This is a genomic window from Streptomyces thermocarboxydovorans (assembly GCF_039524635.1).
Lineage (GTDB): Bacteria > Actinomycetota > Actinomycetes > Streptomycetales > Streptomycetaceae > Streptomyces > Streptomyces thermocarboxydovorans.
In genome coordinates, this window is record NZ_BAAAGU010000065.1 from 1 (window position 1) to 15435 (window position 15435).

Genomic DNA, 15435 nt, shown 5'->3' on the forward strand with positions numbered 1-15435 from the left:
GCAGCCACTTCCTCGCCTTCCTGGGCCTCGCGGCCGCGCTGACCTGCTACAAGAAGCTCGCCAAAGCCACCACGTGAAACATCCTCTTAGCTGTATTGCCCTGAGAGGTTAGGAACGCGGCTGGCGGGTGGCTGGCCTTTCAGCGCGGTGTGTCCGCGGTGGTGATTGTAGGTGTGCAGCCAGTCGGGGAAGGCGTCGCGTCGTTCCTGTTCGCTGCGGTAGGGGCGGGTGTAGGCCCACTCGTTCACCGGGCAGCGCTTCTACCGCATCGAGAACGGCCGGCTGGCCGGCCAGCTCAAGGACGTCGCCTACCAGGCCACCACCACCGACTTCTGGGGTTCCATGACCGCCGTCGGCGGGCCCCAGACCTATGTGCTCGGCGGCGCCTTCAACTGCGGCAAGGCCCAGCCCGGGCAGGTGGCGGCGGTCTCGCACGGCTGCCCGTCCGCGCTCTTCAAGGGAGTCAACATTCTGAACACCACGCAGGAGGCCGGCCGATGAGCGCGCGTGTCAGCAAGCCGCACGAGATCGTCGAGCGGACTCTGGAGCTGTCCCGGGCCGACGGCTGTGTCGTGATCGCCGACGAGCAGTCGACCGCCAATCTGCGCTGGGCGGGCAATGCGCTGACCACCAACGGGGTCACCCGCGGGCGCACCCTCACCGTGATCGCCACGGTGGACGGCGCGGAGGGCACCGCCTCCGGGGTGGTGTCCCGCTCGGCGGTGACCATGGACGAGCTGGAACCGCTGGTGCGGGCCGCCGAGGCCGCCGCGCGCGGCGCCGGTCCGGCCGAGGACGCGCAGCCGCTGGTCACCGGGGTGCCGGCGTCCCCCGAGTTCACCGAGGCGCCCGCGGAGACCTCCTCGGCCGTGTTCGCCGACTTCGCCCCGGCCCTGGGCGAGGCCTTCGCCCGGGCGCGGGCGGGCGGCCGGGAGCTGTACGGCTTCGCCCACCACGAGGTGGTCTCCACCTATCTGGGCACATCCACGGGGCTGCGGCTGCGCCACGACCAGCCCAACGGGACGCTGGAGGTCAACGCCAAGTCGCCGGACCGCACCCGTTCCGCGTGGGCGGGGCGCTCCACGCGGGACTTCAAGGACGTCGACCCGACGGCCCTCGACGCCGAGCTGGCGGTACGGCTGGGCTGGGCCGAGCGGCGGCTCGAGCTGCCCGCGGGCCGCTACGAGACGCTGCTGCCGCCGAGTGCGGTGGCGGATCTGCTGGTCTACCAGATGTGGTCGGCCTCCGGGCGGGACGCGGCCGAGGGCCGCACGGTGTTCTCCAAGCCGGGCGGCACCCGGGTGGGCGAGAAGCTGTCCGAGCTGCCGCTGACGCTGCGCAGCGACCCGCATGAGCCGGGCCTGGAGTCGGCGCCGTTCGTGATCGCGCACTCCTCGGGCGACGACCAGTCGGTGTTCGACAACGGGCTGCCGCTCGCGGCCACGGACTGGGTGCGCGAGGGCGAGCTGCGCCGGCTGACGACGACCCGGCACAGCGCCGGGCTGACCGGGCTGCCGGTGGCCCCGGCGATCGACAACCTGATCCTGGAGGGCGGCGCGGACCGCTCGCTCGACGAGATGGTCGCGGCCACCGAGCGGGGCCTGCTGCTGACCTGCCTGTGGTACATCCGCGAGGTCGACCCGGCGACGCTGCTGCTGACGGGGCTCACCCGGGACGGGGTGTACCTGGTGGAGAACGGCGAGATCACCGGCGAGGTGAACAACTTCCGCTTCAACGAATCGCCGGTGGACCTGCTGGGCCGGGCCACCGAGGCGGGGCGCACCGTCAGGACGCTGCCCAGGGAGTGGAGCGACTGGTTCACCAGGGCGGCGATGCCCCCGCTGCGCGTCCCGGATTTCAATATGAGCTCGGTCAGCCGGGGCGTATAACCTCGTAGGCGTCGCAATCGGCTGTCACCCGGCCGGCCGAAGATCATCAAGGAGACACGAGAGACGTGACGGACATCGTCGACGAGCTGAAGTGGCGTGGCGTGATCGCCCTGTCCACTGACGAGGACGCTTTGCGCAAGGCGCTCGCGGACGGTCCGGTCACGTTCTATTGCGGTTTCGACCCGACCGCGGCCAGCCTCCACGTCGGCCACCTGGTCCAGGTCCTGACCATGCGCCGCCTGCAGCAGGCGGGCCTGCGCCCGCTGGCACTGGTGGGCGGCGCGACCGGCCAGATCGGCGACCCGCGCCCGACCGCCGAGCGCACGCTGAACGACCCGGAGACGGTCGCGGCCTGGGTGGAGCGGCTGCGCGCGCAGATCGAGCCGTTCCTGTCCTTCGAGGGCGAGAACGCGGCGAAGATCGTGAACAACCTGGACTGGACGGCCAACCTGACGGCCATCGAGTTCCTGCGCGACATCGGCAAGCACTTCCGCGTCAACAAGATGCTGACGAAGGACTCGGTCGCGCGGCGTCTGGAGTCCGCCGAGGGCATCAGCTACACGGAGTTCAGCTACCAGCTGCTGCAGGGCATGGACTTCCTGGAGCTGTACCGGCGCTACAACTGCACCCTCCAGCAGGGCGGCAGCGACCAGTGGGGCAACCTCACGGCGGGCCTGGACCTGATCCACAAGCTGGAGCCGCAGGCCGAGGTGCACGCGCTGGCGACGCCGCTGCTGACCAAGGCGGACGGCACCAAGTTCGGCAAGACCGAGGGCGGCGCCGTCTGGCTCGACCCGGAGATGACCACGCCGTACGCGTTCTACCAGTTCTGGCTGAACGCGGACGACCGGGACATCTCCACATACATGCGGATCCTGTCCTTCAAGTCCCGTGAGGAGCTGGAGGAGCTGGAGCGGCAGACGCGGGAGCGTCCGCAGGCGCGGGCGGCCCAGCGGGCGCTGGCGGAGGAGCTGACGACGCTGGTGCACGGCGCCGAGCAGACGGCGGCCGTGATCAACGCCTCCCGGGCGCTGTTCGGGCAGGGCGAGCTGGCCCAATTGGACGAGCGGACGCTGGCGGCGGCGCTCTCCGAGGTGCCGCACATCCGGGTGTCCCAGCTCGGCCCGGTGGTCGACCTGTTCGCCGAGGTGGGCCTGGTGCCGAGCAAGTCGGCGGCACGGCGCACCGTCCGGGAGGGCGGCGCCTACGTGAACAACGTCAAGGTCGCGAGCGAGGACGCGGTCCCGGCGAAGGAGGATCTGCTGCACGGGCGGTGGCTGGTGCTGCGCCGGGGCAAGAAGAACCTGGCCGCGGTGGAGGTCACCGGCGCCTGAGCCGCGACGGCGGCCCCGAACGGAGTGGGGGCGGTCCCGGTCTGGTCCGGGGCCGCCCCTTCGTCGTGCCGGTTCGCCGTGCCGGCCGCCCGCCGGGTCCTGAGCCGGCTAAGCGCGCTGTCTCTTGTTCCCGCGGACCTGCATGTACAGCGCGTCGATCAGACCCACGATGATCACGGCGGCCACCACCTGGAAGATGTGGCGGCTCCAGTCGATGCCGGGGGTCTCCTCGACGCCGAAGCCCCGCGCCATCGCGTTGCCCACGATGGCCCCGAGGATGCCGCCGATGGTGGTCAGCCACAGGGGGCTGTGCTGTTTACCGGGAATGATCGCCTTGGCGATCAGACCGAGCACGAATCCCACGATGATGGCCCACAACCAGCCCATGGCTGCCTCCTGTACCGCTTGACGCGAGCAGTACAGCCAGTGTCGGCCCACTCCCCCTGCCCCGCATGTCGGGAGTGCGGCGCCCGGGACCCGGTCTCGTGGGCGCCGCGCACAGGGCGTAACGTGGTGATGTTCTCCGAGGCGCGGGCGGATGGTGAGTGTGATGCGGAAACAGCACGGCGGCGCCCGGGTCTTCCGGATCACCGGTGCGCGGGCGAGCCTCCAGGAGGACGTACGGGGGCGGCAGCGCCGGTACGTGATCTCGATGACCATCCGTACGATCTCGGTCATCCTCGCGGCGACCCTGTGGAACGTGGAGCGGCATGTCGCGATCGTGGCGCTGGTCCTCGGACTGGTGCTGCCGTACATCGCCGTGGTGATCGCCAACGCGGGGCGGGAGAACGCGCCGCCGACCCCCTCGACCTTCATCACGCCGCCGCTGCGGCCCATGATCACGCCGCCCCGGACGAATGACGGCGGGGCCGGGCCGGACACGGAAGAAGCGGCGCCCGAGCCGACTCCGGGCGCACGAACGCAGCGGCCCGAGCCTTCGTGAGCCGTGGGGCCGGGGGAGCACGGCGGGCCGGAGCGGAAGCCGGTTCCCCGCCAAGCTCAAGAAGAGCTCAGATCAATCATGCTCTTTCGGTGCCAGCGGCGGGGTGACCCGTGACATACTTCGTACGCGCTCCGCATCCCCCGTCGGAGCGACGGACCGACGCCGGGCAGCTCCCCCCGTGGCTGCTCGGCGTCGCCCCTTTCCCGGGCCTTCCCGGACCTTTCCCCGGGCCGAACGGGTTAGGGTCGGACGGTGATCAACGCTGACCCCGAGACGCCGATCTGCTCCGCCAAGGGCTGCCGCGCCCCAGCCGTGTGGGTGCTCGCCTGGAACAACCCGAAGATCCACACGCCGGACCGCCGCAAGACCTGGCTCGCTTGCGAGGAGCACCGCGAGCATCTGTCCCAGTTCCTGGGCGTACGGGGGTTCCTCAAGGACGTGGTGAGGTTCGAGGAGTGGCAGGAGCAGCAGGAAGGGCAGGACCGGCCCGGAGGCTGAGCTGCGGCCGGGTCGGCCCCGGTGCGGGCCCGGGGCAGCCCCGTAGCGGACCAGGGCTCAGCCGCCGATGGCGGACATGGGGCGGTCCGGCTGGACGAAGGACGGGTCGTCGAGGCCCGCGCCCGCCTTCTTGCCCCACATGGCCTGCTTCCAGATGCGGGCGATCTCCTCGTCGTCCGCGCCGGAGCGCAGGGCACCGCGCAGGTCCGTCTCCTCGGTGGCGAAGAGGCAGGTGCGGATCTGGCCGTCGGCGGTCAGGCGGGTGCGGTCGCAGGCGGAGCAGAAGGGGCGGGTGACCGAGGCGATCACACCGACCACATGGGGGCCGCCGTCGACCAGCCAGCGCTCCGCCGGGGCCGAGCCGCGCTTCTCCTCGCCCTCGGGGGTCAGCTCGAAGCGGGTGCGCAGGGAGGCCAGGATGTCCCCGGCGGTGATCATGCCTTCGCGCTTCCAGCCGTGCTGGGCGTCCAGCGGCATCTGCTCGATGAAGCGCAGCTCGTAGTCGTGCTCCACGGCCCAGGCGAGCAGGTCGGGGGCCTCGTCGTCGTTGAGCCCCGGCATCAGGACCGAGTTGACCTTCACCGGGGTGAGGCCGGCCTCGCGGGCCGCGTAGAGGCCGTCGAGGACGTCCCGGTGGCGGTCGCGGCGGGTGAGCGCCTTGAAGACCTCCGGGCGGAGGGTGTCCAGGGAGACGTTGACCCGGTCCAGGCCCGCCTCCCTCAGGGCCGGGGCGGTGCGCCGGAGGCCGATGCCGTTGGTGGTGAGGGACATCTGCGGGCGGGGCTCCAGGGCGGCCACCCGCTGGACGATGCCGACCAGGCCGGGGCGCAGCAGCGGCTCGCCGCCGGTGAAGCGGACCTCCTCGATGCCGAGGGAGGTGACCGCGATGCGGATGAGGCGGACGATCTCGTCGTCGGTGAGCAGGTCGGGCTTGGCCAGCCACTGCAGGCCCTCCTCGGGCATGCAGTAGGTGCAGCGCAGATTGCAGCGGTCGGTCAGGGAGACCCGCAGGTCCGTCGCCACTCGGCCGTAGGTGTCGATGAGCACGGGGCCCCCTCCCTCGACGTGGATCGCGCGCTTCCGCCCGGTGCACGCATCCGTCCGGATCACGTGTCCGAACACCTGCGAGCCTACGTGACGCCACCGACAACCCACCACGACCCGATGTGACGAGATGCGGAACGGCCGCGTCGTAGGGACCTACGGATCCCGGTGACGCGGCCGTTCGTGCGGGACGTCAGTGGGCGCCGGTGCCGGTCAGCGACCGGACCTCCAGCTCCGCGAACTTCTTGGTGTCGGGCTCCTCCTTGGACAGCACGGTGCCGAGCCAGCCCATCAGGAAGCCGAACGGGATGGAGATGATGCCCGGGTTCTTCAGCGGGAACCAGGCGAAGTCGGCGTCCGGGAACATCGCCTTGGGGTCGCCGGAGACCACGGGCGAGAACAGCACCAGGCCGACGGCGACGATCAGGCCGCCGTAGATCGACCACAGCGCGCCCTGGGTGGTGAACCGCTTCCAGAACAGGCTGTAGAGGATGGTCGGCAGGTTGGCCGAGGCGGCGACCGCGAAGGCCAGGGCGACCAGGCCGGCGACGTTGAGGTCGCGGGCGAGGGCGCCGAGCGCGATGGAGACCACACCGATGAGGACGGTCGCCCAGCGGGCCGCCTTCATCTCCTCCTGCTCGGTGGCGTTCCCCTTGCGGATGACATTGGCGTAGATGTCGTGCGCGAAGGAGGAGGACGAGGCCAGGGTGAGTCCGGCGACGACGGCGAGGATGGTGGCGAAGGCGACCGCCGAGATGGTGGCGAGCAGGATCGCGCCCCAGGCCGAGTCGACGCCGCCGATGTGCAGGGCGAGCAGCGGGGCGGCGGTGTTGCCGGACGGGTTGGAGGCGATGATCTCCTCCTGGGAGATCAGTGCGGCGGCCCCGAAGCCCAGCGCGAGGGTCATCAGGTAGAAGCCGCCGATGATGCCGATGGCCCAGTTCACGGACTTACGGGCGGCTTTGGCGCTGGGCACCGTGTAGAAGCGGATCAGGATGTGCGGCAGGCCGGCGGTGCCGAGCACCAGGGCGATGCCCAGGGAGATGAAGTCCAGCTTGGTGAGGTTGTCGGCACCGTACTGCAGGCCGGGCTCCAGGAAGGCGTCGCCCTTGCCGCTGTTCTCGGCGGCCTTGCCGAGCAGCTCGGAGATGTTGAAGTTGAACTTCAGCAGCACCAGGAAGGTGATGAGCACGGTGCCGCCGATGAGCAGCACGGCCTTGACCATCTGGACCCAGGTGGTGCCCTTCATGCCGCCGATGGAGACGTACACGATCATCAGGACGCCGACCAGGGCCACGATCAGGATCTTGCCGGCGTCGGAGGTGATGCCCAGCAGCAGCGAGACCAGGACGCCCGCGCCGGCCATCTGGGCGAGCAGGTAGAAGATCGACACCACGATGGTGGAGGTGCCGGCCGCGGTGCGCACCGGACGCTGGCGCATGCGGTAGGCGAGGACGTCGCCCATGGTGTAGCGGCCGGAGTTGCGCAGCGGCTCGGCGACCAGCAGCAGGGCGACCAGCCAGGCGACCAGGAAGCCGATGGAGTAGAGGAATCCGTCGTAGCCGAAGAGGGCGATGGCGCCCGCGATGCCGAGGAAGGACGCGGCGGACATGTAGTCGCCGGAGACGGCGAGTCCGTTCTGGAAGGCGCTGAACTGGCGTCCGCCGGCGTAGAAGTCGGCGGCGTCCTTGGTCTGCCGGCCGGCCCAGACGGTGATGCCGAGGGTGGCGACCACGAACAGGGCGAACAGGGTGATGATCAGGCCGCGGTGCTCGCTGGCCTCGTTGGCGGCCAGGGTGACATGGGTGATCGCGGGGCTCATGCGCCGCCCTCCATACGGGTCTTGATGGCCTCGGCCTTGGGGTCGAGCTTGGCTGCCGCGTGCCGCGAGTACCACCAGGCGATGAGGAACGTGGTGGCGAACTGCAGGACGCCGAAGACGAAGGCGACGTTGATGTTGCCGAACAGCTTGGTGCCCATGAAGCCGCCCGCGTAGTTGGACAGCAGCACGTACAGCAGGTACCAGACGATGAAGCCGACGGTCAGCGGGAAGGCGAAGGAGCGGTAGGAACGGCGCAGTTCACCGAACTCCGCGCTCTCCTGGACCTCGGTGAACTCCTCTGCTCCGGGGAGTTGGCGTTGTTCTGTCGAGGGGGGCGGTGCATCGGCGGCCACGGAGTCTCCTCGCGTTGCGGGTGGGGTTGTCTTTCGGTTCTTTCAGAGGGGAAGGCGAAGGTCCTCGCTCCTCCCGCACAGGGGGGCACGGGGCGACACGAGGACCGGTTCAACCGAATTCGCTTCTTTCCGCAAGACGTAACGCGACGGTTCACCGAGAGGTTCGGGCCGCCTGTGTGAAGTCCTGCGGGCAAAACGTTGTGGGACGGCAACATCGCCGGATAGCTTCACCCTGCACCACCCCGTCATGTACCTGCCCGAAGCGCCACCTGCCTCGGGCCGGTCCCGTTCCGGATGATGTGGAGACCCCATGGCTCATCTGCGTTCCAGACGCCTCGCCCTCGCCGTGCCCGTCGCGCTGTCCCTGACCGCCTCGCTGGGCTTCCTGCCCGCGACGGCGTCGGCGGCGCCGCAGCCGGCCTCGGCGGAGCAGGCGGCGGATGCGCCCACCCTGGCGTATGTCGTCAACACCAAGGTGGACCGCCGCACCATCGCGTCGGTGCAGAAGGCGATCGCGGCGGCGGGCGGGACCGTCGTGGTCACCCATGACCGGATCGGCGTGATCGTCGTCCACTCGGCGAACCCGGGCTTCGCGAAGCAGATACGGGGCGTGAAGGGGGTTCAGTCGGCGGGCGCCACCCGGACCGCGCCGCTGAAGGCCGCCGGGACCACGGACCTGGGCGCCGCCGACTTCGTGACGGCCGACGAGGCGGCACGCATCAAGGCCGCCTCCGCCGAGACCCCGGACAGCGAGCCCCTCGAGGCCGACCAGTGGGACCTGCGGGCCATCGGCGCCGACAAGGCCGCCCGCATCAACCCGGGCAGCAGCAAGGTGACGGTCGCCGTCATCGACACCGGCGTGGACGACACCCACCCGGACCTCGCCCCGAACTTCTCCAAGTCGCAGTCGGCCAACTGCGTCGGCGGCAAGGCCGACACCAGCGAGGGCGCCTGGCGGCCGTACACGGACGAGGACTACCACGGCACCCATGTGGCCGGTGAGATCGCCGCGGCGCGCAACGGCATCGGCGTCGCCGGTGTCGCCCCCGGTGTGAAGGTCTCCGGCATCAAGGTCAGCGACCCGGACAACGGGCTGTTCTACCCGGAGAACGTGGTCTGCGCCTTCATGTTCGCCGCCGACCACGGCGTGGAGATCACCAACAACAGCTACTACGTCGACCCGTGGCTGTACAACTGCAAGGACGACCCGGACCAGCGGGCCATCCTCGACGCGGTCAACCGCGCCCAGCTGTACGCCCAGCGCAAGGGCACCCTGCACGTCGCCTCGGCCGGCAACTCCAACCACGACCTCGCCTCCGACGCGATCGTCGACGAGTCCAGCCCCAACGACACCACGCCGGTGACCCGGACCATCGACCCGAGCGAGTGCCTCGACGTGCCGACGCAGCTGCCGGGCGTGGTCACGGTCAGCGCCACGGGCGTGAAGAACCTCAAGTCGTACTACTCCACCTACGGCAAGGGCGTGGTCGACGTGGCCGCCCCCGGTGGCGACGGCCGCTACCAGACGCCGGACACCCCGTCGAAGAACGGGCGCATCCTGTCCACCATGCCGAACGGCCAGTACGCCTTCCTGCAGGGCACCTCGATGGCCTCGCCGCACGCGGCCGGTGTGGCGGCGCTGCTGAAGTCCAAGCACCCGTGGGCTCCCCCGGCCGCGCTCCAGGCGCTGCTGAAGGCGCAGGCGAACAACCCGGGCTGCCCCGAGTCGTACGACCTGGACGGTGACGGCACGCAGGACGCGACGTGCGGGGGCGGCAGCCGGGTCAACGGCTTCTATGGCTTCGGCATCGTCGACGCGCTGCGCGCGGTCAAGTGAGCGCCCGTCCCTCCCGCTCCCGTGCAGCCAGGACGCCCTGGCACCTCAGCTCGTTCAGTGACCGAACTGGAGACTCCATGACAGCGTCTCACCCGCGCCACCGCCGTGCCCTGGTGATCCCGGCGGGGATGGCCATGGCGACCGCGCTGGCGTTCCTGCCGAACACCGCGGCCACCGCCGCCCCCACCGCGGACACATCCGCCGCGGCGGCCACCGACGGCACTCCGCTCAGCTATGTCGTCAACATCCATGGTGGGCACGGCACGTCGGCCAAGGTGAAGAAGGCGATCGCCGAGGCCGGCGGCACGGTCGTCACCTCGTACGACAAGATCGGCGTGATCGTCGCGCACTCCTCCAACGCCGACTTCGCCAGGACCATCCGCAAGGTGCGCGGGGTGCAGTCGGCCGGTGCCACCCGCAACGCGCCGCTGCCGTCGGCCGCCACCACCGACCTGGGCGCCCCGAAGGTCCTCAGCGAGCGGGAGGTCGCCGAGGCCGCGTCCGAGGCCGCCGCGGGCCAGGACCCGCTGCAGCAGCTGCAGTGGGACCTGCCGGCCATCAAGGCGGACAAGGCGCACGAGAAGTCGCTGGGCAGCTCGAAGGTGACCGTCGGCGTCATCGACACCGGCGTCGACGACACCCATCCGGACATCGCGCCCAACTTCGACCGGGCCGCGTCCGTCAACTGTGTGACGGGCAAGCCGGACACCAGCGAGGGCGCCTGGCGTCCCGGCCCGACGGAGAGCCCGCACGGCACCCATGTGGCCGGTGAGATCGCCGCCGCCAAGAACGGCGTCGGCATGACCGGTGTGGCACCGGGCGTGAAGGTCTCGGGCATCAAGGTGTCCAACCCGGACGGCTACTTCTACGCCGAGGCCGTGGTGTGCGGCTTCATGTGGGCGGCCGAGCACGGGGTCGATGTGACCAACAACAGCTATTACACCGACCCCTGGTACTTCAACTGCAAGAACGACCCGGACCAGAAGGCGCTCCTCGAGGCCGTCTCCCGGGCGACGCGGTACGCGGAGCGCAAGGGCGCGGTCAATGTGGCCGCGGCCGGCAACGAGAACTACGACCTCGCGGCCGACGAGATCACCGACCCGGTCTCCCCGAACGATGCCACCCCGACCGAGCGGGTCATCGACCCGACGGAGTGCCTCGACATACCGACCCAGCTGCCGGGTGTCGTGACCGTCGCGGCGACCGGCGCCAAGGGTCTGAAGTCCTCGTTCTCCAACCACGGTCTGGGCGTCATCGACATCGCCGCGCCCGGCGGCGACTCGACCGCGTACCAGAAGCCGGAGCCGCCCGCGACCAGCGGCCTGATCCTGGGTCCGCTGCCCGGCGGCAAGTGGGGCTACATGGCGGGCACGTCGATGGCGTCCCCGCATGTGGCGGGTGTCGCCGCGCTCATCAAGTCGACGCACCCGTACGCCTCGCCCGCGCTGGTGAAGGCCCTGCTGTACGCGCAGGCCGACGCCACGCCGTGCGCGGACCCGTACGACATCAACGGCGACGGCAAGGTCGACGCGGTGTGCGAGGGGCCGAAGAACCGCAACAGTTTCTACGGCTGGGGCATGGCCGACGCCCTGGACGCCGTCAAGTGGTGACGTGCTGACGCGTTAGCCGCCGCATGGTCGGTGGGAGCGGGGGCCGGGCGGACGTCCGGCCCCCGCTTCGCGTGTGCCGCCGCACGACCTCGTCCGGATCAAGGCGCGCTGCGTAGTGCTGCATAGTGCGGTCATGACTCTTCTTCCCGAGGTCTCCTCCGCCTGGGCGGCGCTCGGCGGCGATCCCGCCCTGCTCGACCGTGTGGTGTCCGTCGAACGGCCCGGCGCCCTGCCCGCGCGGCTCCCGGTGCGGCAGCTGGCGGTTGCCTGCGTGGGCGCGTGCGCGCTGGCCGCCGCCGAGCTGGCGGCACGTCGTGCCGGGACTCAGGAGGTGCCGGCGGTGCGGGTGGACGACGGTGCCGTGGCGGCCGCGTTCGTCAGCGAGCGGCATCTGCTGGTCGACGGGCGGGCTCCGGAGACGTTCGCGCCCCTGTCGCGCTTCTGGCGGACGGCCGACGGCTGGGTGCGCACCCACGCCAACTACCCGCATCACCGGGCCCGGCTGCTGGACACCCTGGGCGTCGGCGAGGACCCGGCGGCGGTCGCGGCGGCCCTCGCCGAGCGCTCGGCTCTTGAGGTGGAGGACGCCGTGTACGCGCGCGGAGGTCTGGCCGTGGCGCTGCGCACGCCCCGGGAGTGGGCGGCGCACGAGCAGGCGCGGGCAGTCTCGGAGCTCCCCCTGGTGGAGCGCGAGCGCTTGGACTCGGCTCACGCGCGGGCGTTCGCTCCCGTGCGCCGGGATCCGCTGCTGCCCGCCGCGGGGATCCGGGTGCTGGACCTCACCCGGGTCCTCGCCGGGCCGGTCGCGAGCCGCACGCTCGCCCTGCTCGGCGCCGACGTGCTGCGCCTGGACGCGCCGCAGCTGCCCGAACTCCCCGACCAGCACGCGGACACGGGCTTCGGCAAGCGGTCGGCCCTGCTGGACCTGCGAGCGGACCGGTCCGTCTTCGAGGAGCTGCTCGCCGCGGCGGACGTCGTCCTCACCGGGTACCGGCCGGGCGCCCTGGAGCGCTTCGGGCTGACGCCCGAGGAGCTCGCCGAGCGCCGGCCCGGGGTGGTGGTGGCCCAGCTGTCCGCCTGGGGCAGGCGGGGGCCCTGGCGGGAGCGGCGGGGCTTCGACAGTCTCGTCCAGGTGGCCACGGGCATCGCGGCTCTCGAGGGCTCGGCGGAGCAGCCGGGCGCGCTTCCGGCGCAGGCCCTCGACCACGGCTCGGGATATCTGCTGGCGGCGGGGGTGCTGCGGGCGCTGACCGAGCAGGCCGACGAGGGCGGCAGCCGTCTGGTGCGGGTGGCGCTGGCCCGGACGGCCGGCTGGCTGCTGGAGGGGGCGGGGAGCACGGAACCGAGGCCGGAGCAGGCCGAACCGTCCGCGCAGCCCTGGCTCGCCGAGCGGGACAGCGATCTGGGGCGGCTGCGGTACGCGCTGTCGCCGGTGTCGTTCGACGGCGGGCCGCGCGACTGGGAGCGACCGCCGGGCCGTTGGGGCACGGACCCGGCGCGGTGGTGGTGAGCGCTCGGGCACCCGGGCAGTCATGCACTCGGGCATCCGGACGCATGGGAGGCCGAATGCGGCCAAATGGTGATCAAACCAGCCATCCATGCCCCCGCTTTGAGCCCGGACTTGCCCGGTTCTTGGCGTGCTTGTGAAGATCCTGGGGTGACATTGACGAGATCCAGGTCCGGGGCGACCGGTGCTCACCGGGGCGCCCGGCGTTCCGGCACCGGCCGGGCCGTCGCCGTGATCGTGCTGGTGGCGCTGGCCGCGCTGATACCGCTGCTCGGTCCGTCGCCCGCGCTGCACGGCACCGGTGAGGCCGGCGCGCCCGGCACCGGCGGCATCGCGCTGCTGCGCACGGTGCTGTTCGCGGCGCTGGCGATACCCGTGGGCGAGCTGTTCGCCAACCGGCTCGCCCGTTCCGTACCCGGCGCTCCCCGGGCCCGGCCGCGCAGCTGGTCCGCGGCGGCCGGCTGGGCCGGTTTCGTCGCGGCCCTCGGGCTCGCCTCCGTGGTCGCCACCGGCAATCTCGTCCCGGACAGCCCGGCCGACATCGACATCGGCGGGCTGTACGCCACCCGTGACGGCAAGTTGGCCCTGCTGGAGGTCAACGGCTTCCTCGCGGCCGCCCTGTGCGCCTCCTCCGCCCGGCCGGCCACCCAGGCCCTGCCGCTGGCCGCGGTCGTCGTCGCGGAGGCGCTGCGCGCCCATCCCACGACCGAGTACAGCCCGCTGATCGGTTCCGGGCTCACCCTCGTCCATCTCACCGCCTCGTCGCTGTGGGTGGGGGGCCTGCTGCATGTGCTGCGCACCCTGCGGGGGTGGCGGGACGCCCCTGAAGGCAGCGCGCTGCTGGGGCTCTACGCACGGGTGGCGGCGTTCCTGCTGGCCGCCCTCACCGCGACGGGCGTGTGCAGTTCGCTGCGCCGGATGCCGCCCGGCACGATCCTCGAGCAGCTGACGGACACCGCGTACGGGCGGGTGCTGCTCGCGAAGGTGATTCTGATGGCGGGGGTGTGCGCGCTGGCCCTGTGGGCGCGGATCCGGCTGGCCCGTGCGAGCGACCCGCTGACCGCCTGCTCCCCCGCCCGCGGCGAGGTGTATCTGCTGGCTCTGGTGGTCGCGGTGTCGGGCCTGCTCACCGCGCTTCCGGTGCCGATCCGTTGGTGAGGGCGAACGGGCGCTCGGCGCACGGCACCTGACGGACCGGGGTGTCAGTCACGGCCCGTATCCTCATGAACCATGCTCGACGACCTGACGACGGCAGCGTCCTCCCCCACCGCGTGGCCGGCCGCGTATCCCCAGGGATACGCGGTCGTTGACGTGGAGACCACGGGGCTGGCCCGGGACGACCGCATCATTTCGGCGGCGGTCTACCGGCTGGACGCGCGCGGCGAGGTCGAGGACCACTGGTACACGGTGGTCAATCCGGAGCGCGACCCGGGCCCGGTGTGGATCCACGGGCTGACCAGCGAGGTGCTGGAGGGCGCGCCCCTCTTCCGGGACATCGCCGAGGAGTTCGCCTCCCGGCTGGCGGGGAGGGTGCTGGTCGCGCACAACGCCGTCTTCGACTGGCAGATGATCGCCCGTGAGTACGCCCGCGTCCGCATCGAGGCGCCGGTGAGGCAGCGGCTGTGCACCATCGCGCTCGCCAAGGCGCTCGGGCTGCCGCTGCCCAACCACAAGCTGGAGTCGCTCGCCGCGCACTTCGGTGTGGTCCAGCACCGGGCGCACCACGCGCTGGACGACGCGCGGGTGCTGGCGGAGGCGTTCCGTCCGAGCCTGCGGGCCGCGGCGGCGAGCGGGATGCGGCTGCCGCTGCACGAGTGCCGGCCGCTGACGGAGTGGAAGGAGCGTCCGCTGATCGGCCGCCAGCAGGGCACCGGCGGCTACCGCCCGTCCCACTGGCGCCCGTCCCGCAAGCGGCCGGCCTGCCCGTACCCCAACCCCGGCCGGTATGAACCGGGCAAGCGGCTCAAACAGGGCATGCGGGTGGCCTTCTCCGGTGACACCGCCGTGGAGCGGGAGCTCCTGGAGGACCGGGCGACCGAGGCCGGACTGCATGTCGCGACCAGCCTCTCCCGGCTGACCAGCCTGCTGGTCACCAACGACCCCGACTCGGGCACGTCCAAGGTGGTCAAGGCCCGGCAGTACGGCACGCCGATCGTGGACGAGGCGGCGTTCGGCCAGCTGCTCGCCGATGTGGAGCCCGCCTCGGAGGGCTGACCGCGCCCGCCGGCGGGGCGGACCGTACGGCCGGGTGATTGCCGGACGGACGGGTGATTGGCGCGCGACTCGCCCGCCGCCCGCTCGCCCGCACCCGGCGGACGGCTCACGCTGTGGCGCATGGCGACATGTGAAGTGTGCGGCAACAGCTACGGAATGACCTTCGAGGTGCACGCCCAGGGCGCGGTCCACGTCTTCGACTGCTTCTCCTGCGCGATCCACCGCATGGCCCCCATCTGCGAGCACTGCAGGGTGCAGATCATCGGCCAGGGCGTGGAGGCCGACGGTCACTGGTACTGCGGGGCGCACTGCGCCCGCGCCGAGGGAAAGGCGGGCATCGTCGACCACGTGTGACGGACGCGGCCGGGCCCGCCGCGAGGGCGC

General features: G+C 71.5%; 14 protein-coding genes and 2 pseudogenes. 11 read left to right on the forward strand and 5 right to left on the reverse strand.

Translation table 11 applies throughout. The features are described 5' to 3' along the window. Positions 1-86: 86 nt before the first annotated feature. Positions 87-257: pseudogene (locus ABD198_RS25630) on the reverse strand (integrase core domain-containing protein); the annotation flags it as partial. Between ABD198_RS25630 and ABD198_RS25635 the strand changes: the two are divergent. The 3 genes and pseudogenes from ABD198_RS25635 to tyrS form a co-directional block, all read left to right on the forward strand. Beyond that, positions 244-501, forward strand: a pseudogene (locus ABD198_RS25635) (TldD/PmbA family protein); the annotation flags it as partial. The pseudogenes ABD198_RS25630 and ABD198_RS25635 sit on opposite strands and share 14 nt — an antisense overlap. Then, entirely contained in the window at positions 498-1889 is a 1392-nt protein-coding gene (locus ABD198_RS25640) for a metallopeptidase TldD-related protein (protein ID WP_344006148.1), read from the forward strand. The pseudogene ABD198_RS25635 and the gene ABD198_RS25640, both read left to right, overlap by 4 nt. A gap of 65 nt (positions 1890-1954) precedes the next feature. Then, positions 1955-3223, forward strand: a complete 1269-nt coding sequence (gene tyrS, locus ABD198_RS25645) for a tyrosine--tRNA ligase (protein ID WP_344006150.1) — start codon at positions 1955-1957, stop codon at positions 3221-3223. A 108-nt stretch (positions 3224-3331) separates the two neighbouring features. On the opposite strand, the gene ABD198_RS25650 is transcribed toward tyrS, so the two are convergent. Continuing rightward, a complete protein-coding gene (locus ABD198_RS25650; protein WP_344006152.1) occupies positions 3332-3610 on the reverse strand; it encodes a GlsB/YeaQ/YmgE family stress response membrane protein in 279 nt (92 codons plus the stop codon). Between the two features lie 163 nt (positions 3611-3773). On the opposite strand from ABD198_RS25650, the gene ABD198_RS25655 reads away from it, so the two are divergent. Then, the gene (locus tag ABD198_RS25655; RefSeq protein WP_344006154.1) at positions 3774-4166 is read left to right on the forward strand and encodes a DUF3099 domain-containing protein; all 393 of its coding nucleotides are present in this window, start codon (positions 3774-3776) and stop codon (positions 4164-4166) included. A gap of 252 nt (positions 4167-4418) precedes the next feature. Next, entirely contained in the window at positions 4419-4664 is a 246-nt protein-coding gene (locus ABD198_RS25660) for a hypothetical protein (RefSeq protein ID WP_344006156.1), read from the forward strand. A 57-nt stretch (positions 4665-4721) separates the two neighbouring features. On the opposite strand, the gene moaA is transcribed toward ABD198_RS25660, so the two are convergent. The 3 genes from moaA to ABD198_RS25675 all read right to left on the reverse strand — a co-directional run bounded on the left by moaA (position 4722) and on the right by ABD198_RS25675 (position 7883). After that, entirely contained in the window at positions 4722-5711 is a 990-nt protein-coding gene (gene moaA, locus ABD198_RS25665) for a GTP 3',8-cyclase MoaA (RefSeq protein ID WP_344006159.1), read from the reverse strand. A gap of 190 nt (positions 5712-5901) precedes the next feature. Further along, positions 5902-7530 carry a solute symporter family protein gene (locus ABD198_RS25670; RefSeq protein ID WP_344006161.1) on the reverse strand — a complete coding sequence of 543 codons (1629 nt, stop codon included), beginning with the start codon at positions 7528-7530 and terminating at the stop codon, positions 5902-5904. Further along, complete coding sequence (locus ABD198_RS25675; RefSeq protein ID WP_344006164.1) at positions 7527-7883, reverse strand: DUF485 domain-containing protein; 357 nt, start codon at positions 7881-7883, stop codon at positions 7527-7529. Before ABD198_RS25675 ends, ABD198_RS25670 begins: the two co-directional genes overlap by 4 nt. Positions 7884-8193: 310 nt before the next feature. On the opposite strand from ABD198_RS25675, the gene ABD198_RS25680 reads away from it, so the two are divergent. From ABD198_RS25680 to ABD198_RS25705, 6 genes are all read left to right on the forward strand, one after another. Next, positions 8194-9720: a S8 family serine peptidase gene (locus ABD198_RS25680; RefSeq protein WP_344006166.1), complete on the forward strand. Its 1527-nt coding sequence runs from the start codon at positions 8194-8196 to the stop codon at positions 9718-9720. Positions 9721-9797: 77 nt separating this feature from the next. Further along, positions 9798-11330, forward strand: a complete 1533-nt coding sequence (locus tag ABD198_RS25685) for a S8 family peptidase (RefSeq protein ID WP_344006168.1) — start codon at positions 9798-9800, stop codon at positions 11328-11330. A gap of 133 nt (positions 11331-11463) precedes the next feature. After that, a complete protein-coding gene (locus tag ABD198_RS25690) occupies positions 11464-12840 on the forward strand; it encodes a CoA transferase (protein WP_344006170.1) in 1377 nt (458 codons plus the stop codon). A 147-nt stretch (positions 12841-12987) separates the two neighbouring features. After that, on the forward strand, positions 12988-13995 hold the full coding sequence (locus tag ABD198_RS25695) for a CopD family protein (protein WP_344006173.1): 1008 nt from the start codon (positions 12988-12990) through the stop codon (positions 13993-13995). A 72-nt stretch (positions 13996-14067) separates the two neighbouring features. Beyond that, positions 14068-15051 carry a DEDDh family exonuclease gene (locus tag ABD198_RS25700; RefSeq protein WP_344006175.1) on the forward strand — a complete coding sequence of 328 codons (984 nt, stop codon included), beginning with the start codon at positions 14068-14070 and terminating at the stop codon, positions 15049-15051. Positions 15052-15171: 120 nt separating this feature from the next. After that, a complete protein-coding gene (locus ABD198_RS25705; protein ID WP_167991302.1) occupies positions 15172-15405 on the forward strand; it encodes a hypothetical protein in 234 nt (77 codons plus the stop codon). Positions 15406-15435 lie beyond the last annotated feature (30 nt).

Excerpts from the sequence above, each read along its gene's own strand:
- ABD198_RS25640 (WP_344006148.1), top strand. The coding sequence starts at position 498 with ATGAGCGCGCGTGTCAGCAAGCCGCACGAGATCGTCGAGCGGACTCTG.
- ABD198_RS25650 (WP_344006152.1), bottom strand. The coding sequence starts at position 3,610 with ATGGGCTGGTTGTGGGCCATCATCGTGGGATTCGTGCTCGGTCTGATC.
- ABD198_RS25655 (WP_344006154.1), top strand. The coding sequence starts at position 3,774 with ATGCGGAAACAGCACGGCGGCGCCCGGGTCTTCCGGATCACCGGTGCG.
- ABD198_RS25670 (WP_344006161.1), bottom strand. The coding sequence starts at position 7,530 with ATGAGCCCCGCGATCACCCATGTCACCCTGGCCGCCAACGAGGCCAGC.
- ABD198_RS25680 (WP_344006166.1), top strand. The coding sequence starts at position 8,194 with ATGGCTCATCTGCGTTCCAGACGCCTCGCCCTCGCCGTGCCCGTCGCG.
- ABD198_RS25685 (WP_344006168.1), top strand. The coding sequence starts at position 9,798 with ATGACAGCGTCTCACCCGCGCCACCGCCGTGCCCTGGTGATCCCGGCG.
- ABD198_RS25690 (WP_344006170.1), top strand. The coding sequence starts at position 11,464 with ATGACTCTTCTTCCCGAGGTCTCCTCCGCCTGGGCGGCGCTCGGCGGC.
- ABD198_RS25700 (WP_344006175.1), top strand. The coding sequence starts at position 14,068 with ATGCTCGACGACCTGACGACGGCAGCGTCCTCCCCCACCGCGTGGCCG.
- ABD198_RS25705 (WP_167991302.1), top strand. The coding sequence starts at position 15,172 with ATGGCGACATGTGAAGTGTGCGGCAACAGCTACGGAATGACCTTCGAG.